Genomic DNA, 24,068 nt, shown 5'->3' with positions numbered 1-24,068 from the left:
GGTGTCTTTTTTATTTTGGGAATTTCTATTTTACTTAAGAAATTTAATTTCCTCAGCTTTCGGATAATTCTTCAATAGCTTTGTTTTGTATTGCGATGCAAGCGTAGTATTCTTTTCAACATCTTTGCTGATGTTATAAAGCTGATACAGGGCAGTGGAGGCTTTTGCAGAATTTGGGTAACGGTCAACGACAATCAGATAATTACGTTTCGCTTCAGTAAATTTTGGCGGGTCAATCGCCAGATTGAATTCCGCTAACCAGAAATAGGCATTGCTGATATAAACGCTATTCGGATTGTTTTTAATAAAGTTTTGCATCGGTGCAATGGCTTTGGCTGCACCGCCATTTTTATAAGCATCTAAAGCCACGGTATAAGCTGCCTTTTCTAGCTCAGCAGGTTGCTTTCCGCTGCTTGCTGTATTGACCTTATTTGTGTTTAGGCTGGGTGCAGTATCCTGTGGGTTTTCCTCCGTTGGATTGTCTTCAGCAGGTTCAATTTTTTGCTGCAATAGTTCGAGACGCTGATCGAGATCGGCATAACGATTGGTCAGTTCATTTTTGAGCCGTTCAATCTCATTTTCCTGTTCTTCCATTTTACCGCGCAAAATCCGCAAGTCATTTTCGAGCTGCTGGTTCTTTTGCATGATTTGCCAGCTGGTATTGGTTTGAACTGCTGGAGTTGCACCAGCCGCAATTGCCGCTGGGGTATTTACTGCGGTTTGATTCGTAGCTTGGCTCAAGCCGCGCGATTCAATCGGAATATTGGCAAATAGAGGCGTGGTAAAGAGTGCTGTCACTGCACACAATACGGTCTTTTTAAACATCATAAAATTTCCATAATTCTTTGTGAGATGCGGATCCGCTGCTCATCTTTTCAAAGTAGATCATTCATATACATTGCACACATTAAAAACGGCATTTTTAGAAAATGCAACAAGGTTTTACAAAGATCATGTGAATCTGAGTGTTGATGGATTGATTGTGAAGATCCCTTAAAAATCAGCAGAAATATCAATATTGTTTTTAAAATAATCAAATGGATAGCTTAAGGGATTATTTTGCGGAACAAGGCTTGCAACTTGATTAAAAATCTCTATACTCTGTTTTTGTAATGGTAGCCCTGCTGGTTACTTCGCAATTGTACTCTATGAACCCCGCCAGGACCGGAAGGTAGCAACGGTAATAGAACTATGATGTGCCGGAGCTTTGCTGGTAGGGTTGCCACCATATTCTTATTATAATAACAATGCGAATTCGCAGTTTTCTATTCTCAAATATCATTTTTTTTCAATATCGTCAAACAGCATTATCTTATTGTTTTAATGATTAAATCATCATTATCTTTTGCCGTGCTTTATTTTATTTTCCAACTAATATTAGATTAAATATCCAATCCTTTTAATTCATTAAGACTTTCAAAGAATATAAGACTTAGTCTTCTGCTTTACGGTTAATGGCCTTGATAATCGCATCCATTTCAAAACCACGATACATTAAAAAACGGATCTGTTTGGCTTTGAGCTTGGGGTCTTTAGGAACTTCGGTGCCATATTTTTTGACTTTTAGTTCATAGGCTTGTTGAACCCAGTCGGTTTCTTTGAGTTCTTCTGAAATCAGAGCAGTATCAATCTTTTTGCTCTTGAGTTTCATTTTAATTTGATTGGGACCTTTGCCTTTACGCTTTTGACTCGACAACATGGTTTCCGCCACACGCTGATCACTTTGATAGTTCTCACGGGACAGTTCTTCAACCAGGTTAATAACTTCATCACGATGCTCTGCATAGAGGGCTAGTTTCTCTATCAGTTCGGCTTTGGAATATTCCTTGCGCGTCAGTACGGCAAAGGCATAAGAACGTAAGCGTGAGCCTGTCAGTCCCGGTTTCTTCTCATCCTGAGTTGGGGTAGAGGAAAACAAACGTTCTTCAGGATCAAATTCAGGAGCGTCTTGGATCGCACTTTTTGCAGGTTGAGCTTGATCTTCAGTATCACCAAATTGCTGTTTTAAAGTTTCATAATCGAGCAGTTTGCTGAATTTCGCGTCTGACATGATTCTCTCGGATTTTAGATTCCCTATATAATAACAAAACGCCCCGGAGGGCGCTGTGTATTGACGTTTAAAGATGATGCATCTAATAAGATCATGCATCTAAAAAGTCAGGTTCTTCCTTGCTATCGTCTTCTTCAACAACCACTGCTTTAGTCAGAAGCTGGTCACGAATCAGTTTTTCAATCGTCTGAGCCATTTCTTTATGCTCTTCCAGATAACGGATGGTGTTGTTCTTACCCTGGCCAATTTTGTCGCCTTGATAAGAATACCACGCACCAGCTTTCTGCACGATTTCTTGCTGTACAGCAAGGTCGATCAATTCACCTAGATGGTTAACACCTTTGCCATAAAGAATCTGGAATAAAGCTTCTTTAAACGGAGGCGCCATTTTGTTTTTCACGACTTTGACTTTGGTTTCAGAACCAACAATCTCGTCACCTTCTTTCACTTGGCCGATACGACGGATGTCCAAGCGAACAGAGGCATAGAATTTCAGTGCGTTACCACCAGTTGTGGTTTCAGGGCTACCAAACATGACACCAATCTTCATACGAATCTGGTTAATGAAGATCACCATACAGTTGGAACGCTTGGCATTACCAGTAATTTTACGCAGTGCCTGGCTCATTAAACGGGCTTGCAGACCCATATGCGAGTCACCCATTTCGCCTTCAATTTCAGCGCGCGGAGTCAATGCAGCAACAGAGTCGACAACGATCATGTCGATCGCGCCAGAGCGTACCAGCATGTCTGCGATTTCAAGTGCCTGTTCACCGTGATCCGGTTGCGATACCAGCAGGTTGTCAATATCTACGCCCAGTTTGCGCGCATATTGAGGATCAAGTGCATGTTCCGCATCGATGAATGCACACGTACCGCCTGCTTTCTGACACTCTGCAATTGCTTGCAGGGTCATTGTGGTTTTACCTGAAGATTCAGGACCATAGATCTCGACGATACGACCTTTAGGTAAACCACCAATACCGAGTGCAATATCCAGCGTTAAAGAGCCTGTAGACACAGCTTCAACTGCCTGAACGGTATTGTCACCAAGACGCATAACTGTATTTTTACCAAACTGTTTTTCAATCTGGCTTAAGGCAGCGTTGAGCGCCTTGTTTTTATTCTCATCCATCTTACAACCTCAATACGATGTCACTAAGTTAGTACTCAAGTGGATGTCTTAAATTAGAGCTTTGTTCCACAGGTGTATAGTGACAGAATTTTCCCTAGTGTTCTATAAAAGTCAGCGCATGTACGACATATTCTGACGCTTAAATTTAATCGTCATTATAGGACCATGACTGATCGAAATTCTGACTATTTTCATTTTTAAATCTACTGATATCACGACGATCCTTCTTGCTTGGACGATGGTCGGGACGAGCTAGATTATGCAACTTTCTTTGTGATGTAATCAATTCCCGGCGTGCAATACTGACTTCGGTTTCTTCATACAGTTTTTGTGCCACGGGTGCAGGTCCACGAACATCAGAAAGTTCCTTAACCAGCACGGTTTTTTTGTCGATGCCTTGCTGAATCGTCAGTTCCATACCAACACGGACTTCGCGCGATACCTTGACACGTTCACCATTGTGATGGACTTTGCCACCTTCAATCGCATGTTTGGCAATCGAGCGGGTTTTAAAAAACCGTGCTGCCCACAGCCATTTGTCTATACGCATGCCTACCGCATCTTCGGGTAAAGACGATTTACGCATATTTTTTTTCTACCTCAGCCTGATTTAAATGAGTGATTAAATCTGTTAATTGGTGCAGCATCGGGTAATTACAAGTCTGACGTGCTACTTTGGCTGAAGAGGGCTGCTGGATGCTGAACAGGTTCTGAATGCCATAGGCTTGAGCCCCATTCAGGACTTTTTCAGTATCATCAATAAAATAAGCATGTGCAGGGTCAAATGGATGCAACGCATTCAGGCCTTGCCAGAACTCGATAAATTCTTTGGCATGTCCGATCGTTTCTGAACTGACAATCACATCGAAATAATCTCTTAAATTCAAATGATCCAGTTTAAATGCTAGACCCGCACAGTCAGCATTGGTGGCCAGCCAGATGGGATAGCCATTATTTTTAAGATAATCGAGCAATTCGAGACAATGCGGGCGTAAGGCCACTTTATCTTTATGTTCAATTTGCATCGCCAGAACATCGACTTCGACTTTAGCCGTCCAGAAGCGTGAAGAGTACCAGTTTAAGGTATGATTATGTTCCTGATAGAATGCATAGAGTGTCGCCTGGCTGTGTTCCAGGCTACAGCCATGTGTGGCAGCATAACGCACAGGCAATAACTCGTTCCAGATGAAATCATCGTAGGCAAGATCAAGTAAAGTGCCATCCATATCGAAAATTATGGTAGGTTTTTCAGAGCATTTTGACATATTTAGGTTTTCTATGTTTAAAGCAACAGCAGCACCACAAGATCCAATGATTTTGCAGTTTGTGCCCATTTTGACACAAGCCTGTGAAATTTTGCGAGAAGAATATCAGCGTTATTGTTCTGGTGCAGCTTTTGATGTCATCAAAAAAAATGATAATTCTCCGGTGACTCAGGCAGATTTTCGGGTTAATACTTATCTGACCCAAGCTTTGGCAGAGATTTCCAGCTTGCCTTTACTGTCTGAAGAAGGACAGGAACATGAACGCCGCTCATGGTCAGAATTCTGGTTACTGGATCCGTTAGATGGCACTAAAGAGTTTTTGCACCAGCGCCCCGAATTTACCATTAATTTGAGTCTGGTCAGAGGCAGTTTGACCACTTTTGCCATATTGGCGGTTCCAGAGCAGCAACTGATTTATTTCTGTCCTGAGCAGGGCTTGCCTTATAAATATGATATTCAAACTAGAACATGGTTTGCTTATGCAATGTCTTCGACATCTAAAATGATTGCTGTAGGGTTGAGCCAAAGTAGCCAGCAGAAACCGAAATATCTCGAATATTTACAAAGTTTGGCCAAGCTCACGGACTACACTGAATTTAAAGCGGGCAGCGCTTATAAATTTTGCATGATGCTGGAAGATCAGGTGGATATCTATCCACGTTTTCATCCGACCTCGGAATGGGATACCAGCGCTGGTCAATGTATGCTCGAACGGATTGGGGGTGGCTTGGTCGATTTAGAAGGTCGCCCATTTATTTATAATCATCGGGATACTTTGCTGAATGGCGGATTCATTGCTTATAAGAATAATGATATGAAAATTATTGCATTGCAGGCGGTTTCTGACATGCAGGCCGAGCATTGAGCAAAATTCTGAGCGTGTTATAGTGGTGCTTAACCTATTACCAAATCCAGAGTTGGCTGTAACGTGTCCCTGAAACTGCTTCCACCGAGTATGTTGAGTGCAATTGATTTATTGCCCGATGTACAGACGCCTGTCACCTTATTTACACGGCATTCGATTCGTGAAGAGGTTCCGGGTCAAGGTTTGGCAGGCTATGATCTGCAACTGACCAATCAGGGGCGGGATCTGGCGCAGGAATGGGGTGCTTATCTGGCTGATCAAACTGATCGTGTGATTCATCACTGTATTTCAAGTCCGATCCAGCGGTGTATTGATACCGCTGCATTGATGATTGAAGGGGCAGATGCGGTTACCCCTGAGCAGAATACCCATCGTATTGAAATTATTGAACAGGGACTTCTGATGGAGCCTGGCAGCTTTGTGCTGGATATTCAAAAAGCTGGGCCTTATTTTGCCAAGCAGGGTGCACTCGGTTTTATTAACAGTTTTGTCAATAATGCCTTGCCTGGGATGAAACAGCCGATTCATGGCGTGGTGGATGTACTGGAACTGATTTACAACACCCATCCACAAAATAAATATGGGCTGAGTTTGGCTGTCAGCCACGATACTATTCTCGCAGCGATGATTGCAGTGATGTCAGGGCGTCAAGACGTCAGTCGGGAAGACTGGCCAAAAATGATGGAAGGTCTGTTTGTCTGGTTTGAAGGTGATGTGTTTTTGGAGTCCAAACTGAAATGGATCTGGCGCGGTCAGGTACATGAACTGGATATTGCTGATTTTAAACGTTCCCAACTTTCTTAAATTAAATTGATCTATTCAAAACTCAATTGTTCACAGCAATTGAGTTTTTTATTGGGGAGTTAGAAATTATAAAGATGGTGGGGCGTTTCATATTGATCATTCAATAAAGTTCAGGCTAAAACGATAAAAATAAATTTTAAACTGCACCTTTTACATTTATAGGGTGAAAATTCAATAATGTAAGTATAAAAATTATCTATGCTTAATAAATATAGAAATATTCATCTTGAGGAAAATTATGAAAGTTATCACAATTTTTAGCCTGATCGCGATTTTGGGTTTAACCGCATGTCAAAAGCGGGACACTGACAATACGAAACAGGATAAAACCACTTCGCCATCCTCTATGGATAAAGATCAATAATCTAAAAGAGAGGGAGATTCAGGTTTTTATCTCACAGTATCGCATTGACTGGATGAGTGCTGTCTAAACAAATTATTTTTCTGAATGAGTCATTATATTTTTTAGTTTCTTCAAATTCCAGACACAAAAAAAGCCCTAAAAAGGGCTTTTTTCATTTGCGATTAGTTAGAAGCTAGTGCTTTAACTTGCGCGTTCAAGCGGCTCTTATGACGAGCTGCTTTGTTTTTATGGATGATGCCTTTGTCAGCCATACGGTCGATTACTGGAACAAGCGATTTGTACGCTTCAGTAGCAACTGCATAGTCATTAGTGCTGATAGCAGCTAATGTACGTTTAAGATAGGTACGAACCATAGAACGCAAGCTTGCGTTGTGTTTGCGTGCTTTAACGTTTTGACGAGCACGTTTTTTAGCTTGAGCAGAGTTTGCCACTCGTGCACTCCTTGAAATAGATTGGTCTGGGCGGGCTGAAACTCAACTGAAAACCAACATCAGAGGAATTATCACCAGCCCGTAAACAAGTGCCATATTTTGATTAAACTAAGCACCGAAGTCAAGTCTTGACATGCTTTGACAACATTTTAGATGCAGAAAAATTCTAAAGAAAACGTTAGATTAGTATTCCACCCAGGAGATCGTATAAAAAATGACTAAATCACTGACTCATCCCATCGTGATAGGTGCCACTGGCTTGGTGGGAAAACAACTGATAAAACGTTTGCAAGATGAGCCGACTTGCCAGCAGATTACTGCAGTGGTCAGAAAACATCAAAATGATCTGGATGCTTTGGATAAAGTTCAACAACTGGTACTGGAAGATTTCCTGATGTTGAATGATCAGGATGTCAGCAAGCATAGCCATGGTTTTAGCTGCCTGGGCAGCACCATGAAAAAAGCCGGATCCAAACAGGCATTTTATAGTATTGACTATACCATAAATGCTCACTTTGCAGAGCTGTTACAGCAAACCTCAGCCCATTATCTTTTGCTAAGCGCAATGGGTGCCGATTCCCAATCGCATTTTTACTATAATCGGGTCAAAGGTGAACTGGAAGAATATATACAAACATTGTCCTTGGACAGAATCAGTTTGATTCGACCTTCATTGCTCATTGGTGAACGTCCAGAGCAGCGTTTTTTGGAAGATATCGCGCAGCAGGTTTACCACAAAGTATCGCGTTTTATTCCGGATAGTTTTGCGTATAAGCCAGTGACAGCCGAGCAGGTGGCTCATACTATGGTCGAGGCCGCGCTAACTCAGACGGTAAAATTTGAAATTTATGATAATTTACGCATACAAAAAATGAAATGAGGGGAAAACACCGTGTCTACAGCAGCATTTGTTACCTGTGACTTGTTAGATGATCATCCAGAATTAGAGCTTCAGGTGGTGACACCTTGCCTGGACGGTAAATTTTTTAAGAGTTATGGGGCGCGCAAAACCTTTGGCGGTCAGATTGTGACAGTAAAATGTTTTGAAGATAACTCGCGGGTGAAAGAGTTGTTGGCCACAGATGGAACAGGCAAGGTCCTGGTCGTAGATGGCGGTGCATCCATGCGCTGTGCCTTGATGGGTGACCTGATTGCAGAATCAGCGGTAAAAAATCACTGGAATGGCGTAATTATTTATGGTTGCGTTCGTGATGTCGATGCGATTGCTGAACTTGATCTTGGTGTGCATGCATTGGCGGCTATTCCGCAAAAGAGCAACCGCAAGGGTGTGGGTGAAGTTGATATCTCTCTCTGTTTTGGTGGTGTCACGTTTAATGCAGGCGAGTATGTCTATGCAGACAATAATGGTATTGTGGTGTCTAAAACAGCATTAGTGGCTTAATCGGCCGGAATCTGCATTTCTGCATGAAAGAATAACAACAAAACTTATCTGTACCCTGAAAGACAGGATGCCTAGATTCTGTCTTTCATTCATATAAAACAAAAATAGGAAAATACTATGTTGAGTCATCAAATTAAAGTTGTACAAGCTTTGGCCTCTTCAATCGCTGAAGGTGGACGTGGGATGGTGGGTACACCGTTTCCAAATCAGCCTGAAAAAGCCTTGAAGCTCTATGAATACGAGGGTTCACCATTTTGTCGTCGGGTGCGTGAAGTCATGACCTTGCTAAATCTGGATTATGAAGTTTATCCATGTCCACGAGGGGGTACTCATTTCCGTCCTGAGGTGCAGCAATTGGGTGGAAAACTGCAATTTCCTTTTTTAGTTGATGAAAATACCGGTGATCGACTCTATGAGTCTCAGGATATTATCGATCATCTGTTCAAGCATTATGGCAAAACCGGCAAAACTCCCAAGAAATATGCTCACTATCCTAAAATTCCAGTGGCTGCAATTGCGGGAACCGTCCTCAATGGTTTACGCGGCGGAATGGTGAATCCCAAGATTAAGGATCGGCCAACACCTGAACTGTTATTAGAATTATGGGGCTTTGAGGCCAGTCCTTATACCCGAATTGTACGCGCCGTTTTGAGTGAACTGGAAGTGCCGTTTGTTTTTCATAATGTCGCTAAAGAGCGCTGGCAAGATTATGGACCGGCCAAATTGCGTTTAAAACCGGGAAAATATGAACCACTACCAGGCGGTAAGCGTGAACATTTGTTTGAAATGATGGGAAATAATATTCAGCTTCCCTATCTGGTCGATCCAAATACAGATACCAAAATGTTTGAATCGGCTGAGATTGTGAAATATTTAAAACAGCAATACGGTACTGCTTAAAGTAGACAGCTCGTATAACTTCAAAAGATTTTCTATCTTGAACTGCCATCTGCTAAACAGATGGCATTTTTTATGTCTATGATATGGAAAACGGGCGTAAGCGTTTCTCGCTGCTTAAAACTTCAGATAATAAAAAATAAATAAATCATGATTTTTAGTGTGATTTTGTTTATATTTTAATCTTAAAGGGGATATATAAAAATAAATATAAGGGGCGTGCTTATGACAGCATCGGAGGCAGTCTTGCCAGTACCAGTATTAATCGTTGAAGATGAATATGTCATCCAGCGCCGTTTAAAAATCATATTAAGCAATCTAGGTTATCAGGATGACGTTCTGTTATTTGCCAATACGGTGAAAGAAGCATATGCCGTTTTGCAGCAACAGCCGATTGCACTGGCCTTAGTAGATTTGGGTTTACCAGATGGAAGTGGGATTTCAATTATTGAAAAAATCCGCGAACAGGACGCACAAGCGTTGATTCTGGTGGTGTCTGCCTGGAGTACCCAAGATAGCCTGTTTAGGGCAATTCAGGCCGGTGCGACCGGTTATGTGCTGAAAGAACGGGATGATGTTGAAGTCGCCTTGGCTATTCGCAGTATTTTGCGTGGCGGTGCACCGATTGATCCCTTTGTTGCCCGTGAAATTTTAAAACAGATTTCTATTCCCACCATTTCAGGAACAGTAGAACAGAACAGGCCAGCTGCGGATCAGGAAACGCTCACACAGCGGGAGCAGGAAATCCTGTCCTTGGTTGCGCAAGGTCTGAGTAATCGTGAAATTGCCGAGCAGCTCTGTGTATCACGCTATACCGTCGAAAGTCATATCAAGCATATTTACCGCAAACTCTCGGTCAGTAAACGTACCAAGGCGGTCAGTACCGCACGGCATCTGGGAATTCTGTAATGTCATCTGCCTGTTCCAGAAGCAGCAAACGGCAGCGACTGAAATGGATCGGTGTTTTTGTCCTGTGCAGCTGGCTTTGCTTGTTCTGTAGTATCAGTCAGGCACAAAACCATTTTCAGATTAATGATCTTTGTCAGGTGAAGATCGAATATATTCAGAAGGTTCAGGCTCAGGGTCCTACCGAGATGCCGACATCGGGCTGGCAAAGCGTACGTTTGCCGGATAACTGGCAGAATAACTGGAAGAATTATCATGGGGGTGCCTGGTACAAGATTGTCTGGCGTTGGTCATGTCAGGACAATATTCGTCTTGCAGAACCGGTTGCCTTTTCTATTGATTATATTAATTCGGCAGGTGCCGTGTTCCTGAATGGTGACTTGCTTTGGTCTGACCGGAACTTGCAAGAGCCCTTGTCGAAAAGCTGGAATATGCCGCGTTACTGGGTTTTCCCGATTAGCGGTTTGCGTAAAGACAGTAATGAAATCCTGATTTATGTAAATGGCTACAGTTTCCAAAGCGCGGGCCTGGGCAATATTCAGTTTAATAATGTGTTGGTGAATAGCCAGCAGTATTTGGAAAAAATCTGGGATCGCCGTACCGTATTCCAGATCAATATGATTTTCTCTGCCACGATTGGGCTGATCTGTTTCATTATCTGGTTATTCCGGCGTTCAGAAACCACTTTTGGCTGGCTGGCACTCAGTTCACTGTTGTGGATTCTGTTTATTTCCAATGTCTTGACTACAGAAAATTTTCCATTTCACTCCACGATTTCGGCAGCTAAAGCCAATATGCTTTTTTTTATTGCCTATATCCATTGTTTTTGTCTGTATCTGATCCGCTTTGTAAAACAGAAATTTAAGCAGTTGGAGCGAGGATTTATTCTGGTCAGCGTTCTGTCCAGCTTACTGGTTATGATCAGTTCCTTGGATTATCTGGAGCAGGTACTGGGCGGAGTGTTTATCATCTATGTATTGCTCTTTATTAGTTGTACTGTATATGTCAGCTATCAGGCCATCAAAACCCGAAATGGAGAATATCTTTTCCTGACGCTGTGTCTCTGGGGGATTTTGCTGTGTGTAGTCATCGACCTGATCATGTTGAACCAAACCCAGGTCAATGAATTTTCACCTTTATCCCCCTATACCTCACCGATTATTACCCTGTTTGTCGTGCTGATTATGGGCACACGCTTGAATCGTAATGTCAGGAAAATCGAAAAATTTAATACCCAGTTAGAACGTAAAGTTCAGCAGGTCAGTGCCGACCTGAATAAAAGCCTGAGCGATAAACATCAACTGGAGCTGACGAATGTTCGTCTGCAAGAACGGATTAATCTGTCACATGAACTGCATGACGGGTTGGGAGGGTCTATTGTCCGTTCCATGATTCTGGTGGATCAAAGTAGCGAAACAGTTTCTAAACAGCAGTTTCTTTCCATGCTGAAACTGCTCAGAGATGATCTCAGACAAATCATTGACAGTGGTTCATCTATTGAAAATAAAGTCCCACAAACGCCGGTACTCTGGATCGCACCGGTACGTTATCGTTTTACCCAGCTGATGGAAGAAATGGGGATTGTAGTTGAATGGTCATTTCCAAAAGTCTGGCAGCGTGAACCAACGGCATTACAGTGTTTGACCTTGATCCGAGTAGTCGAAGAAAGTCTGACCAATATCATTAAGCATAGTCAGGCCAGTCAGGTAAAAGTCAGTCTGGAATATTCCCAGCCACATCAGCTTACTTTAAGCATTCAGGATAATGGCATCGGTTTCGATGCTGACATGGTGCAAAAAAATGGCCTGAGTATTGGAATGCGCAGCATGAAAATGCGGGTTGAGCGCATGGGAGGATTGTTCCAGATTGAATCTGAACAAGGAGATACGCTGATTCGTGTTGTATTAGAGCTGTATCAGCCTTAAGTAACTAGAATTTTAGTAGAAAATAAAAAGAGGATCATGTGACATTGCTGTCCCACAATTTTTCACAAGAGGAAGCTCATTTGAGCTTCCTCTTGTTTTATGGGTATTTTATCGGGTGAAAATAAAGCTTTTAAAGTTCTTCTTTCAAACAAATTCACTTGAATTATTCTGAGTAAACGTTGAACTGTCCAACCTGTTTTCCCTAAATGTTGAGCGAAACTCACCAATAAATAGGCGATCATCGCAATCCAGATTTGTGTCTGAATTGCGTTCCTGCTGCGGCCTAGAAACGCTTTTAATTTGAGATTCTGCTTAATCGCCTTAAAGAACAGCTCAACTTTCCAACGATCTTTATAAATCGCCGCAATGGTGGAGGCGGCTAAATGAAAGTTATTGCTGAGAAAGCTAAAGTGCTTGCCACTTTGCTGATCTCTATATTCAATTCTTCTTAACACTGGGGCTTTTCTTTTTAGGGCATGTGCGCTATTCAGCTGAATGGTTTCATCTTTTAGAATACCTTTGGATTCAAGCACTGGATGTTGCTGGATCACCTGATACACAGATTTAGGCCTAAAACGTGTGACAAATCCAATGTTTTGAGCAGTCAGATTTGCATACCATTGGTAATCGACATAGCCTTTATCAAAAACTACAATGCTGCCAGCAGGAAACTGGAATTTGCGGCCTTGTACCATGTCATTTTCTTTGCCATTTTCAACTGCAACAAACTCAGGAATATCATTGCTGTGATTCAATCCTATGCTGAGTTTCATGCTGGCTTTTGAGTCGTGAACTTTGGCCCATTCACATAAGGAAAGCGACAGGTCAATATGACTGGCATCCAAGGAATACAAGGGATTCTTAAAGCGAAATTTATGAGCTACTTTTGAGTGTTCATAGTATTTAAGCAACTTGTGAAATAGCTGTTGATACAAGGCAGCAGGCTGCTGCTCATTGATTCGTGCCAGCGTGCTTCGGGGAATAGACTTTGCTCCGAGATGACTTAGCTTTTCCTGTTGGCACTCCAAATTGGATTGAATATCTCTCAGACTTTGTCTACAAGAGAATTGAGACATCAATATGGCAATAAACTGATCCCACCGGGAAGCCGCTCTAAATTTCTGTCCAACATGGTGTACTTTAGCAAGTTGTTCAAAATCCTGTCGCACAACAGGTTTAATTAGCTCATGAAATACGGTATTCTGATGTGACAAAACCTGAATCCTGGTCGTTAAAGTGTTTGTTTGCACTCATATTTTAACTGTTAGGACTCAGGTTTTTTTATTTAAAGCAAACTATGGGACAGCAGTGATCATGTGATCCTCTTTTTATTATCGCTTAACGAGTCGTTAAACGCTTACTCGTCGTCAGCAGGTGGAACCAACATCAACACGGCTTCATTCAATAATGCTGCAACATCTTCCAGAATTTCTTCATCAGCGAAGTCTTCACTGAATAACAGCGCTTCACCATCTGCAAGCTGTTTGAGTTTTGCGGTAAATGTCTCAGAGATGCACACACCCTCACCATTTGCCCAGAACAGAACGTCGCCGTCCGTTTCAGTATAAAGCAGGCGTGACGCAGGTTCGAGCATCAGGCTATAGCCCTGATCGAGTGCTTCTTCCAGATCACCTGTACCGATTTCTTCTGCTTCAGGCAGGTTTTCAGGATATTTAGGTTCGGACATCAAGCTCATGATGGCATCTTCGAGAACATTGGAATTATGCAGTTGCTGCATGATGTGTTCTTTCAGATATTCCAGCTCATTGCTGCTCACTTCACCGATAGCACCGACTTGATCACGGATGATATCCAGCAATGGGTTACGCAGCGTTTCATTTTCAGAGAATTTATCCCCGACACGATCCATCATGTCACTGATATTTGGCATGCGGAAACCGAATGAATAAGTCAGGCAGTCATCTTCAGCCACGCCGTAATGAGCCAGACCAGGCGGCACATAGAGCAAGTCGCCAGGTGCCAGCACTTCATCAAAGTCCACTTCTATTTCAGGCAATAATTTAAGCGGTTGACCCGGAACAAATGGAGTTTCGGTATCACACATTTGCCCAAGCTGCCAGCGACGATGGCCATAGCCTTGTACCAGAAACACATCATAGAAATCGAAATGCTTGCCGACTGAACCGCCTTGCGGTGCATAAGACACCATGATGTCATCGCGACGCCATTGTGGAATAAATGGGAATTTTTTCCAAAGTGCCGACAGGTCAAATGAATAGTGATCTACAGCCTGAACCAAAAGTGTCCAGAGTTTTGGCATTTTCTGAAAATCTGCTTTGAGCAAAGGTGAAGATTTCACGCTCCATTGATTCGGATCACGATCTTTCTGCTTGATGAGACGGGCAGTGACATGTTCTTCAAGCGCAAGTTCCATCACATCATTGGGTTCAAGCAAACTGGCGATTTCAGGCATCGCATTACGCACCAGTAATGGTTTCTTTTGCCAGTATTCGCTAAGGAATTGTTCAGCGGTGATGCCGCCTAAAACGTCTAAAGGTTGAGACATAGATTACAGCCTGAATTTAAAGAGAGAGATTAAGGAACTAAAATTTTTAATTCACGAAGAATATTGCATAGCTTGATCATCGGCATACCCATCAGTGTGGTCTGGTCTTGCCCGGTCATTTCTTCAAACAGGCTAATTCCTAAGCTTTCACATTTGAAACTGCCAGCACAATGCAGTGGCTGTTCAATCTCGACATAGCGCTCGATTTCGGCCTGAGAAAGTTTACGAAACTTGACTTTATAGTGTTCGACCAGACTTTGTTCAAAACCCGTCGATTGTTGCTGTACACTGAGCGCCGTACTGAAATAGACAATCTTGTCCGAGTTAGCTTGGAGCTGGCGAATGGCTTTTTCAGTCGTTAACGGTTTACCGATAAAAATATCCGGTGCACCTTCACGCCATGCCACCTGATCCGAGCCGATCACAATCGCTTCAGGATTCTGTTCGGCAATATATCTGGCTTTCTCGAAAGCTAGTCGTTGTGCCAGATCATCTGCGTGATTTTCCCCGCGAGGAGATTCATCAATATCCGGTACCATGGAAATATAATCAATATGCAGACGATCCATCAGCGCTTTGCGGGTTTGACTGGATGATGCCAAAATAATCTGTACAGAATTCATTAGACAGCATATTCCTCAAGAATATTTAACGGCACATAAGCCAGAACAGCTTTGTGACAGGCTTGCAGCTTGATTGGAGGTGCTTGACCTGCTTCATAGGCTTCGACCCAGCGCGTTACGCAGATACACCAGAAATCGCCAGGTTGCAGGCCGGGGAAATCCAGTTCAGGCAAAGGCGTAATCAGGTCATTACCGACTTTTTGAGAAAAATTCAGAAATTCTGAAGTCATTTGCGCGCAAACCGTGTGCTGGCCCAGATCAGTGGTCGCAGTATGGCAAAAGCCATTGCGGAAATAACCGGTAATCGGATCGAAGCAACAGCTGGACAAAGGCTCACCTAACACGTTCAAACGGTTAAGATTTGGATCAGGATGTATCGACATAGGGACTGAATCTAAAAGAGGCTTTTTTCTATCATAACAAAACTTTGGCATTCATAATGTTTTCTGCAAAAGATGCTAACCTTTTTCTGCATAATCATTTAAAATCGCCTGGTTTTAATATCTATAAAGTGAGCTCTACATGAACTTTCAGCGTATGACTGACCTCGATTTAGCAGGTAAACGTGTTCTGATCCGTGAAGATTTAAACGTTCCTGTTAAAAATGGTGTGATCACCAGCGATGCGCGTCTTCGTGCAGCATTGCCAACGATTAAAGCAGCATTAGAAAAAGGCGCTGCAGTCATGGTGTATTCTCATCTGGGTCGTCCGGTTGAAGGTGAGCCTAAGGCTGAACAGTCACTTGCTCCTGTAGCGGCTTACTTGACTGAAGCTTTGGGCCAAGAAGTGAAACTGTTCACTGACTATTTAGATGGCGTTGATGTTCAGCCAGGTCAGGTGGTTCTGCTTGAAAACTGCCGTTTTAACGTCGGCGAGAAGAAAAACAATCCTGAACTTGCAGCAAAATATGCAGCACTTTGCGACGTATTTGTAATGGATGCCTTTGGTACAGCGCACCGTGCAGAAGCATCTACTGAAGGCGTAGCGCGTTTAGCGAAAGTTGCAGCAGCAGGTCCTTTACTGGCAGCTGAACTGGATGCACTTGGCCGTGCACTGCAAACGCCAGAAAAGCCAATGGTGGCGATTGTTGCGGGTTCTAAAGTCTCTACCAAGCTGGATGTTTTAACCTCACTTTCTGATATCTGTGATCAATTGATCGTGGGTGGTGGTATTGCCAATACTTTCCTTGCTGCAGCAGGCTATAACGTTGGTAAATCACTGTGTGAAAAAGACCTGATCGATACAGCAAAAGCCATTGCTGCAAAAGTATCAGTGCCACTTCCTACTGACGTTGTGGTTGCAGATGCCTCTGAAATCAACTTTGAGGATTTCCTGGGTTCATTGGCTGCTGCGAAAGCAACGGTGAAAAACGTTGCCGATGTTGCTGACAACGACATGATTCTGGATGTAGGTCCGGAAACTGCGAAAGCATTTGCAGAAATTCTGAAAACCTCTAAAACCATTCTTTGGAATGGCCCGGTTGGCGTATTTGAAGTCGATCAATTCGGTGAAGGGACTAAAACTTTATCTTTAGCAATTGCTGAATCGGAAGGTTTCTCGATCGCGGGTGGTGGGGACACACTTGCTGCGATTGATAAATATGAAGTGGCTGACAAAATTGGTTATATCTCGACGGGTGGCGGTGCATTCCTTGAATTCGTTGAAGGTAAAACTCTTCCTGCAGTTGCGGTACTATTAGAACGTGCTTAATTGCATGTCCTAAGCTAAAAAGCTGGCCCAGTGCCAGCTTTTTTTATGTCATTTTTTTGACAGTGAAAACTTACCCTTCATGGCTTCGTCATTAAAATGCAATAAATCTGTCATAAGATGCAGTAATTAAATCACCAAATGACGAGAATACGTGATGAAGAAACAGTTAACTATCGCAGTATTATTAGCAGCTTCTCTGGCACTGACTGCATGTGCAAAACAGGAAAGCACACCAGAAGCTGAAGCAGAAAGCTCGGCAGCAGTGGCGGATCAGGCGGTGACTCCAGAACAGCAAGCTGCCATTGATGCCATTGATCAGCCAATTCTAGACGAAAAAAATACCGATATCCCGGCTGAAGTTGCCAATGCACCAGCCGATGAAGCAACTGCAGACGAGTCAGTTGCTGCGACTTCAGAGCCTGTAGCACCTTAATCCGGTTGATGTGACACAAAATCCCTGCAAATGCAGGGATTTTTTTTAAATAGTGTTATTTGTTGCTGAATTGAAACCTTTGAACATGTAGAATATGTGGCATTCACTGGGAGGATATTATGGCTCTTATTTCATTGCGCCAGCTCTTGGATCACGCCGGCGAACATGCTTACGGCGTACCAGCATTTAACGTAAACAACTTAGAACAAATGCGTGCAATTATGCTTGCAGCAGATGCAACCAATTCACCTGTTATCGTACAAGCATCTGCGGGTGCGCGTAAATATGCAGGCGCTCCGTTCTTGCGTCACCTAATTTTGGCTGCAATTGAAGAATGGCCACATATTCCAGTGGTAATGCATCAAGACCACGGTACCAGCCCTGACATTTGTCAACGTTCAATCCAGTTAGGCTTTTCATCAGTAATGATGGACGGTTCACTGGGTGAAGACGGTAAAACACCAACTTCATATGAATATAACGTTGATGTGACTCGCCGTACAGTTCAAATGGCACATGCGTGTGGCGTATCTGTTGAAGGTGAAATCGGTTGTTTGGGTAGCCTTGAAACAGGTATGGCGGGTGAAGAAGATGGCGTAGGCGCAGAAGGCGTACTGGATCATTCTCAACTCCTGACTTCAGTTGAAGAAGCGCGTAGCTTCGTTGCTGATACCAATGTTGATGCGCTTGCAATTGCAGTAGGTACTTCACACGGTGCGTACAAGTTCACGCGTCCACCTACAGGTGATATTCTTGCGATTGACCGCATTAAAGAAATTCACGCAGCACTTCCAAACACACATCTTGTCATGCACGGTTCAAGCTCTGTGCCACAAGAATGGTTGGCAGTGATTAACCAGTATGGCGGCGACATCAAGGAAACTTACGGTGTTCCGGTTGAACAGCTGGTTGAAGCGATCAAACACGGCGTGCGCAAGATTAACATCGATACTGACTTGCGTTTAGCATCTACCGGTGCAATGCGTCGTATGATGGCAGAAAAACCAAGCGAATTCGATCCACGTAAATTCTTCAGCGCAACTGTAGATGCAATGAAGCAAATCTGTATCGATCGTTACGAAGCTTTTGGTACTGCAGGCAATGCAGACAAGATTCGCCCAATCTCTTTAGAGAAAATGGTGTCACACTATAAATAATTCCCAGTGAATCATTTATAAAAAAAGCCCACTGCAAATGTGGGCTTTTTTGTAGACTCATAAATATCAAGAATAAGAGCAGCATATGGAACTGATTTTCGCAGCAGCGCTATGCAGCGTTGCGGTCTCAATATTATTAAAAGTCGCCAAAAATAAGGGCTTGAGTCCGATACACATGATTAGCTGGAACTATATGACAGCTAGTCTCTTGTGTTTTTTCTGGTTTAAGCCTGATATTCAGCATATTTCAATGTCTCAGACGCCTTGGTTGCTTATTCTGGCTCTGGGTATTTTGCTTCCGAGCGTATTTCTGTTTTTGGCCAAGGCTTTGCAAACGGCTGGAATTTTAAAAACCGAAATTGCCCAGCGACTTTCTGTAGTTTTGTCACTGGCTGCAGCCTATTTCATTTTTCAGGAACAGTTTAATCAGCTGAAAATACTTGGGATCGCTTTAGGTATTGGAGCAGTGCTGTGCATCCTGTTTTCACATCGACAAAGTACAGGACAGAGCAGTCAGGGAATGTTGTATCTGGGCTTGGTCTGGGTCGGTTATGCACTGATTGATGTATTGTTGAAATATACAACCAGTCTGGGCCTCCAATTCGCGGTGGCGCTGAATCTAATGTTTGTTTGTGCCCTGATCATTTCGATGGGCTATCTGTTAATCAAATATAAAAGCTTGGGCTCGATGCAGAATATCGGCGCTGGTCTGTTATTGGGTTTCCTGAATTTTGCCAATATTGCTTTCTATGTCAAAGCCCATATGCTGCTTAAGGATTCACCTGCGATCGTCTTTGCTGGCATGAATATTCTGGTGGTGGTATTTGGTGTGATAGCAGGTCTGGTATTCTTTAAAGAACGGCTCAAACCTGCAAGTACTTTAGGATTACTGCTAGGCTTGACTAGTGTGATTTGCCTAGCTTATGCAATGTCTGCTTGACATAAGAGGATGCAAATTCAATCGGATGTCGGAGCAGGTCACCTGCTTCGGCCAGTCCAAGCAATAAACCGGACTGTTGGCAGTCTGGACAGTGCGGATAACGATGCTGTTGCTCTTTATAGTGCTGGAGATAAATTTTATCGCAATGATGGCATTCAAATTTCAGGGATTTGGATGTAAGGAGCGACATAGATGACCTCTATTGTTATTCTATTAGATGTAAATTAAATAAAGCAAAAAATAGGCCCGAATTGACATGGAAAGGGGCGCTTGACCCCTTTTATAGCATAAATTCCTTACAGTTTGGTGAAAATATCTTCAGCGGCAAGACGTGATTTAGGGAGTTTGGCATTGAAATCATTTTCACTGCGATAGCCTAAAGTCAGCAATACAGAAGGGATCAAACCCTGTTCTGCAAGTTGTAATTCTTCACTAATCATCTCTCCGTCAAAGCCGCCAATTGGTGTGGCATCAACCCCTTCAATTCCGGCAGCCAAGAGCATTTGACCGAGTGCAATGAAGGTCTGGTTTTCAGCCCAACGCTGAATATCACCTTTTTCATTACGATAATAATGAATATAACCTGCACGGGTATTTTTCTGACCTTCTTTGGCTGATTCATCTTTAAAACGGCCACTGAGATCATCGCGGTTCAATAAGTTTTCTAGATGCAACTCATTAATGTCGGCTTTGGTGCAGAATAAAATGGTATGTGAAGAATCCAGAACTTTGGGTGCATTGTAGGCATAAGTACCAACCAAGGCTTTGGCAATGCGCTGTTTGGCGGCATCATGATCGGCAATAAAAAAATGCCAAGGCTGAATATTGATCGAAGAGGGTGCCAGACGCAAAATTTCTAACAAGCGTTCAAACTGTTCTGCTGGGATTTTCTTGCTAGGATCATAGGCTTTAGTGGTATAGCGGGTCTGTGTGATCTTGAGTAAATCCATCAATGGACTCCAATCTTTTTAAATAAACAGCGAGTAGAAGTTTTAAATATATACATTTTTCACATCCCCTGATTATTACAATAAAAAAGCATCAGGCAAAGCCTGTTTTGAGATGATCTTGAGCTGGATTCAAGCAAAACTTAGAGTTAAATCAGATTAAAATCCAGTTTTTGTCTATTGGCACTTTTAAGCGAGAAGCGTTTAATAAGAGGCATCGCCAGCAACATGCAAATAGGTTAGCGGATGCAAGTGACCAATTACTTTAAACACAAACTGAAAACCCAGCAGCAAATCGGCTTATGGATTGGCAGATGCCTATGGAACCGAGATTGCGGCAAATGCAGGTTATGACTGGCTGCTGATTGATGGTGAGCATGCACCCAGTGATTTGAGAACGACTTTGTCGCAACTGCAAAGTATTGCTGCTTATCCCTCGCAAGCAGTAGTACGACCACCCATTGGTAGCGTACAACTGATCAAGCAACTCCTTGATATCGGTGCACAAACGCTGTTGATTCCGATGGTAGAAACCGTGGAACAGGCCGAACTCATGGTCAGGGCAGTCCGTTATCCGCCTGAAGGAATTCGTGGCGTTGGTGCTGCACTGGCACGTGCCACCCGCTGGAACAGCATTCCAAATTATTATCAGACGGCACATGAAGAAATCTGTTTATTAATCCAGATTGAATCGGTCACAGGACTTGAAAATCTGGATGCTATTCTTCAGATCGACGGGATTGATGGCGTGTTTATTGGCGCCGTTGATCTATCTGCCACTATGGGTTATCAAGGTGATCCGAATCATCCTGAAGTACAAAAAGCTGTAATTGATGCAATCCAGCGGATTCGTTCTGCAGGCAAAGCTGCAGGAATTCTGTCAACCCAGCATGAAGTGACGCAAAAATATATCGAACTTGGCACTGAGTTTGTAGCAGTGGGCGTAGATACCAGTATTTTGATGAATTCCTTGCGTGATCTATTGGGGAAATATAAAAAGGATATCAATGTGATTAATCCGACTAGCGGTTATTAATCAACAAGAGATTCTGAATGAATAGCTTGCTTAGATTTTTAGTTTATTTTTAACCGGAAATTCTTTAGATGAGCTATTCATTCAGCCATAAGAAAATCATAATGAACCTTCAAGATGCAGAACAATTTTTACAAGAACAGCAGAACATCTTAGAGAACCAACGTCAGCAAAAAACTAGACGAGTGCAACAAGCCTTTTTTATGATTCACGTACTGTTTGTAGCCTTAAATGCTATTCTCTTGATCCTAAATTATCAAAAGACGGGAGAGTGGAACTTGCTGTACCTCGGGCTGAGTTTCATGTCTCTAATATTGATTTTAAGGTATTTAAAGACAGGTTTTGTTTATCAACGGAAATGAAGTAACGTTAAAATGAATTTTAGATCATAAAAATCAAAAGCCTAATAATTAACAAAGCATGAAAAAAGTTCTTAAAAATCCCATTCTATTGTCATTACAATGTAATTTTGCTTTTGCTGGATAAATAGCTTACACTGGCTGCACTTCAAGCAAGTACTGTTCTTGCTTCTATTATTATTTTAAGCTGATTGTGATGTACTTTTTAGTTCAAGTATTTGAACTCAAATAAGATCTACTAACCATAGAACTATTATGTAAACTAGGTTGTTATTAATCTCTCTCCATATAGTCACAAAAAGCTCATATCGTGTGAGTAAATATTTTGATCAAAATCAATGAATGGCATATTGCCACTGCCGCTGATGGCAATGAAATTAACGTGAAACTGGTTCCATTAAAGCGCAAGCAAAATACAATGGACGGTTTTATCTGGGTTGAGGTCGGTAAAATGATTCAATTGCCAACGGGTGAGGAATTTCAGTTCAATCTCGATGGTAAAAGTTTCTATACTGGGGTAAACCAGCTTTATCGTCTGTGTTAAGCAGATCAATATCGTAAAAAGTGGCTGATTAATATCGCCACTTTTTTAGTTTCAGGGTATCAAAACTTTGATCTTCCTGAATTTCCAGAATCTCTGCACTGTCTTCTTTCCAGTCGCCTAGTACAATTCTTCTTTTCTGGGCTAACTGATGAATGGCTGCGCGATGCGTATGACCATGGATTAGTACATCTACATCCTGTAATGCCAGCTCAACTGCATGTGGGTTGACGTCCATCACTTCATAGCTTTTAAACTGTTGTGCCTGATGGCTTTGTTGACGAAAGCGGTTGGCTAGTCTGGTTCGAAATGAGAGAGGGGTTTTTCTTAAGAAGCCAAGTAGCCAGGGATGACGAATAATCTTTTTAAAACGCTGATAGGAGACGTCATCGGTACATAGGGCATCGCCATGTTCCAGGCGAAAATGTGTTCCGGCAATGATTAGCTGATCGATTTCGGGAAGAAGCTGCCCGCCAAATCGAGCTAAAAATTTACTTCCTAAGACAAAATCCCGGTTGCCGGCCTGAAAATAGACTTGATTCCCAGCCTGAGTAAACTGTTTTAATGCAGTGACAATTTCGTCCAGCCATGGAGAGGTATAGTCATCACCAATCCAGGCATTGAACCAGTCACCCAGAATATACAATTGGGTATTTTGATTTTGATATTCAGTTAATAAATCTAAAAACCCCCGAACAAGTCGAGGGTGATCAGGTGACAAATGTAAATCTGAGATAAACAGATAGGTCACGAATCTTTTCCTTTTATTCCTCTCTAGATCCCTCATTCATATGAGGGATTTTCCATTACACTGTTTTAAAGTGTTGCTTTAAAACTCATAAAAGAACGGAGAGGACGTTTTTTATTCAGAAATGATTTTTGCAGATTCGATTACTACGTTTTCTAGAGGAACGTCAGCGTGGTAGCCACGGTTGCCAGTACGTACGTTTTTGATTTCGTTCACAACGTCCATACCTTCAACGACTTTACCAAATACGGCATAACCCCAACCTTGAGCAGTTTTGCCAGAGTGGTTAAGGAATGAGTTGTTTTTCACGTTAATGAAGAACTGAGCAGAAGCAGAGTGCGGTGCCTGAGTACGCGCCATTGCAATCGTACCTTCGTCATTGGTCAAGCCGTTGTCTGCTTCGTTTTCGATTGCATCACGTGTTGCTTTTTCTTTGAAGTTTTCATCCATGCCGCCGCCTTGGATCATGAAACCATCAATAACACGGTGGAAAATTACGCCGTCATAAAAACCGTCACGTACGTATTCTAAAAAGTTAGCTACGGTTTTAGGTGCTTTTTCAGCATTGAGTTCTAGAACAATACGACCTTTATTGGTGTTTAATTCGACTTGAGGAAAACTCATTGTGTAATCTCCTGATCATGGACGAGTGCCATGGTTTTTTCTGAATGAGTGAAGCATAAGCAAACTACATTCGACAAGGCAAGTAAAAACATTATTTTCTTTGTTAAAAGCATAAAAATAATACCTTATTTATACGTTGATTTATCAAGGCATTTCAGATATTGCCCTATCAGGTACCCTATTTTGAATTGGCGTAAATTAATGATTTTACTGCTTGTACAAGCACTGATATTTTAGTTTCAGGCAACTCGCCGTATTTTCATTTTTTAAAATGGGTGAATTGAAATCAAATACCATAGTTAGCGGTTGAGAGATTATTCACCTCTAGTTAAACTAAGGAACTTTGATAATGAATATGCGTACAACCTGTGCGATTAAATAT

Annotated in this window: 27 protein-coding genes, 1 other RNA gene and 1 pseudogene; 15 read left to right on the top strand and 14 right to left on the bottom strand. The window is 42.4% G+C overall.

The window, feature by feature from the left end; all coding sequences use genetic code 11:
* Window positions 1–30: 30 nt before the first annotated feature.
* Window positions 31–828 carry a tol-pal system YbgF family protein gene (locus PYW33_RS08705; RefSeq protein ID WP_004646724.1) on the bottom strand — a complete coding sequence of 266 codons (798 nt, stop codon included), beginning with the start codon at window positions 826–828 and terminating at the stop codon, window positions 31–33.
* 294 nt (window positions 829–1,122) lie between these two features.
* On the opposite strand from PYW33_RS08705, the gene ffs reads away from it, so the two are divergent.
* An RNA gene (gene ffs, locus PYW33_RS08700) (signal recognition particle sRNA small type) lies at window positions 1,123–1,219 on the top strand.
* Between the two features lie 213 nt (window positions 1,220–1,432).
* Here ffs and PYW33_RS08695 read toward each other — a convergent pair.
* The 4 genes from PYW33_RS08695 to PYW33_RS08680 all read right to left on the bottom strand — a co-directional run bounded on the left by PYW33_RS08695 (window position 1,433) and on the right by PYW33_RS08680 (window position 4,450).
* The gene (locus tag PYW33_RS08695; protein WP_004646725.1) at window positions 1,433–2,050 is read right to left on the bottom strand and encodes a regulatory protein RecX; all 618 of its coding nucleotides are present in this window, start codon (window positions 2,048–2,050) and stop codon (window positions 1,433–1,435) included.
* 91 nt (window positions 2,051–2,141) lie between these two features.
* Entirely contained in the window at window positions 2,142–3,185 is a 1,044-nt protein-coding gene (gene recA / locus PYW33_RS08690; RefSeq protein WP_004279873.1) for a recombinase RecA, read from the bottom strand.
* A gap of 145 nt (window positions 3,186–3,330) precedes the next feature.
* On the bottom strand, window positions 3,331–3,771 hold the full coding sequence (locus tag PYW33_RS08685) for an RNA-binding S4 domain-containing protein (protein ID WP_004646726.1): 441 nt from the start codon (window positions 3,769–3,771) through the stop codon (window positions 3,331–3,333).
* Window positions 3,764–4,450, bottom strand: a complete 687-nt coding sequence (locus tag PYW33_RS08680) for an HAD-IA family hydrolase (RefSeq protein WP_016806963.1) — start codon at window positions 4,448–4,450, stop codon at window positions 3,764–3,766. Before PYW33_RS08680 ends, PYW33_RS08685 begins: the two co-directional genes overlap by 8 nt.
* Window positions 4,451–4,463: 13 nt before the next feature.
* Between PYW33_RS08680 and PYW33_RS08675 the strand changes: the two genes are divergently transcribed.
* From PYW33_RS08675 to PYW33_RS08665, 3 genes are all read left to right on the top strand, one after another.
* Window positions 4,464–5,315 carry a 3'(2'),5'-bisphosphate nucleotidase CysQ family protein gene (locus PYW33_RS08675; RefSeq protein WP_004646729.1) on the top strand — a complete coding sequence of 284 codons (852 nt, stop codon included), beginning with the start codon at window positions 4,464–4,466 and terminating at the stop codon, window positions 5,313–5,315.
* Between the two features lie 63 nt (window positions 5,316–5,378).
* On the top strand, window positions 5,379–6,119 hold the full coding sequence (locus PYW33_RS08670; RefSeq protein WP_004646730.1) for a histidine phosphatase family protein: 741 nt from the start codon (window positions 5,379–5,381) through the stop codon (window positions 6,117–6,119).
* Between the two features lie 238 nt (window positions 6,120–6,357).
* Window positions 6,358–6,483 (top strand): hypothetical protein, encoded by a 126-nt coding sequence (locus PYW33_RS08665; RefSeq protein WP_004646731.1) that lies wholly within the window; start codon window positions 6,358–6,360, stop codon window positions 6,481–6,483.
* A 161-nt stretch (window positions 6,484–6,644) separates the two neighbouring features.
* Here PYW33_RS08665 and rpsT read toward each other — a convergent pair whose 3' ends face one another.
* Window positions 6,645–6,914 carry a 30S ribosomal protein S20 gene (rpsT, locus tag PYW33_RS08660; RefSeq protein ID WP_004279868.1) on the bottom strand — a complete coding sequence of 90 codons (270 nt, stop codon included), beginning with the start codon at window positions 6,912–6,914 and terminating at the stop codon, window positions 6,645–6,647.
* A 214-nt stretch (window positions 6,915–7,128) separates the two neighbouring features.
* Here rpsT and PYW33_RS08655 point away from each other — a divergent pair, with 214 nt between their 5' ends.
* The 5 genes from PYW33_RS08655 (at window position 7,129) to PYW33_RS08635 (ending at window position 12,044) form a co-directional block, all read left to right on the top strand.
* Entirely contained in the window at window positions 7,129–7,794 is a 666-nt protein-coding gene (locus PYW33_RS08655) for an NAD(P)H-binding protein (protein WP_004646732.1), read from the top strand.
* Window positions 7,795–7,806: 12 nt separating this feature from the next.
* Window positions 7,807–8,316 (top strand): ribonuclease E activity regulator RraA, encoded by a 510-nt coding sequence (gene rraA, locus PYW33_RS08650; protein ID WP_004279866.1) that lies wholly within the window; start codon window positions 7,807–7,809, stop codon window positions 8,314–8,316.
* Window positions 8,317–8,433: 117 nt separating this feature from the next.
* Window positions 8,434–9,216, top strand: a complete 783-nt coding sequence (locus tag PYW33_RS08645; RefSeq protein WP_004646733.1) for a glutathione S-transferase N-terminal domain-containing protein — start codon at window positions 8,434–8,436, stop codon at window positions 9,214–9,216.
* 222 nt (window positions 9,217–9,438) lie between these two features.
* Window positions 9,439–10,122 (top strand): response regulator, encoded by a 684-nt coding sequence (locus tag PYW33_RS08640; protein ID WP_004646734.1) that lies wholly within the window; start codon window positions 9,439–9,441, stop codon window positions 10,120–10,122.
* Window positions 10,122–12,044 carry a sensor histidine kinase gene (locus tag PYW33_RS08635; RefSeq protein WP_004646735.1) on the top strand — a complete coding sequence of 641 codons (1,923 nt, stop codon included), beginning with the start codon at window positions 10,122–10,124 and terminating at the stop codon, window positions 12,042–12,044. The genes PYW33_RS08640 and PYW33_RS08635 overlap by 1 nt, the downstream gene beginning before the upstream one ends.
* A gap of 62 nt (window positions 12,045–12,106) precedes the next feature.
* Here the strand turns inward: PYW33_RS08635 and PYW33_RS08630 are convergent, their stop codons facing one another.
* The 4 genes from PYW33_RS08630 to PYW33_RS08615 all read right to left on the bottom strand — a co-directional run bounded on the left by PYW33_RS08630 (window position 12,107) and on the right by PYW33_RS08615 (window position 15,577).
* Window positions 12,107–13,258, bottom strand: a complete 1,152-nt coding sequence (locus tag PYW33_RS08630) for an IS4-like element ISAbe18 family transposase (RefSeq protein ID WP_004645517.1) — start codon at window positions 13,256–13,258, stop codon at window positions 12,107–12,109.
* 143 nt (window positions 13,259–13,401) lie between these two features.
* The gene (locus PYW33_RS08625; protein ID WP_004646738.1) at window positions 13,402–14,571 is read right to left on the bottom strand and encodes a ribosomal protein uL16 3-hydroxylase; all 1,170 of its coding nucleotides are present in this window, start codon (window positions 14,569–14,571) and stop codon (window positions 13,402–13,404) included.
* A 29-nt stretch (window positions 14,572–14,600) separates the two neighbouring features.
* Window positions 14,601–15,194, bottom strand: coding sequence for a Maf family protein (locus PYW33_RS08620; RefSeq protein ID WP_004646739.1), 594 nt, complete (start codon window positions 15,192–15,194; stop codon window positions 14,601–14,603).
* Window positions 15,194–15,577: a DUF2237 family protein gene (locus PYW33_RS08615; protein WP_004279857.1), complete on the bottom strand. Its 384-nt coding sequence runs from the start codon at window positions 15,575–15,577 to the stop codon at window positions 15,194–15,196. Before PYW33_RS08615 ends, PYW33_RS08620 begins: the two co-directional genes overlap by 1 nt.
* Before the next feature lie 139 nt (window positions 15,578–15,716).
* Between PYW33_RS08615 and PYW33_RS08610 the strand changes: the two genes are divergently transcribed.
* From PYW33_RS08610 to PYW33_RS08595, 4 genes are all read left to right on the top strand, one after another.
* Window positions 15,717–16,904 carry a phosphoglycerate kinase gene (locus PYW33_RS08610; protein WP_004646740.1) on the top strand — a complete coding sequence of 396 codons (1,188 nt, stop codon included), beginning with the start codon at window positions 15,717–15,719 and terminating at the stop codon, window positions 16,902–16,904.
* A 154-nt stretch (window positions 16,905–17,058) separates the two neighbouring features.
* A complete protein-coding gene (locus PYW33_RS08605) occupies window positions 17,059–17,337 on the top strand; it encodes a hypothetical protein (protein WP_004646741.1) in 279 nt (92 codons plus the stop codon).
* A 119-nt stretch (window positions 17,338–17,456) separates the two neighbouring features.
* Entirely contained in the window at window positions 17,457–18,494 is a 1,038-nt protein-coding gene (gene fba, locus PYW33_RS08600; RefSeq protein WP_004279853.1) for a class II fructose-bisphosphate aldolase, read from the top strand.
* 85 nt (window positions 18,495–18,579) lie between these two features.
* Window positions 18,580–19,434: an EamA family transporter gene (locus PYW33_RS08595; protein WP_004646742.1), complete on the top strand. Its 855-nt coding sequence runs from the start codon at window positions 18,580–18,582 to the stop codon at window positions 19,432–19,434.
* Here PYW33_RS08595 and PYW33_RS08590 read toward each other — a convergent pair.
* Window positions 19,397–19,624, bottom strand: a complete 228-nt coding sequence (locus tag PYW33_RS08590; RefSeq protein ID WP_004646744.1) for a hypothetical protein — start codon at window positions 19,622–19,624, stop codon at window positions 19,397–19,399. The two genes, PYW33_RS08595 and PYW33_RS08590, sit on opposite strands and share 38 nt — an antisense overlap.
* A 106-nt stretch (window positions 19,625–19,730) precedes the next feature.
* Window positions 19,731–20,384, bottom strand: a complete 654-nt coding sequence (gene nfsB / locus PYW33_RS08585; RefSeq protein WP_004646745.1) for an oxygen-insensitive NAD(P)H nitroreductase — start codon at window positions 20,382–20,384, stop codon at window positions 19,731–19,733.
* A gap of 243 nt (window positions 20,385–20,627) precedes the next feature.
* On the opposite strand from nfsB, the pseudogene hpaI reads away from it, so the two are divergent.
* Together hpaI and PYW33_RS08575 are read left to right on the top strand one after the other, a co-directional pair.
* Window positions 20,628–21,417: pseudogene (hpaI, locus tag PYW33_RS08580) on the top strand (4-hydroxy-2-oxoheptanedioate aldolase).
* 681 nt (window positions 21,418–22,098) lie between these two features.
* Entirely contained in the window at window positions 22,099–22,317 is a 219-nt protein-coding gene (locus PYW33_RS08575; protein WP_004279847.1) for a hypothetical protein, read from the top strand.
* Between the two features lie 28 nt (window positions 22,318–22,345).
* Here PYW33_RS08575 and PYW33_RS08570 read toward each other — a convergent pair whose 3' ends face one another.
* A complete protein-coding gene (locus PYW33_RS08570) occupies window positions 22,346–23,065 on the bottom strand; it encodes a UDP-2,3-diacylglucosamine diphosphatase (protein WP_004646748.1) in 720 nt (239 codons plus the stop codon).
* Between the two features lie 111 nt (window positions 23,066–23,176).
* On the bottom strand, window positions 23,177–23,686 hold the full coding sequence (locus PYW33_RS08565) for a peptidylprolyl isomerase (RefSeq protein WP_004279844.1): 510 nt from the start codon (window positions 23,684–23,686) through the stop codon (window positions 23,177–23,179).
* Window positions 23,687–24,068: the final 382 nt, after the last annotated feature.

Origin of the sequence: Acinetobacter lwoffii (assembly GCF_029024105.1) — a bacterium.
Lineage (GTDB): Bacteria > Pseudomonadota > Gammaproteobacteria > Pseudomonadales > Moraxellaceae > Acinetobacter > Acinetobacter lwoffii.
This window is presented reverse-complemented; position numbering and strand designations above follow the sequence as displayed.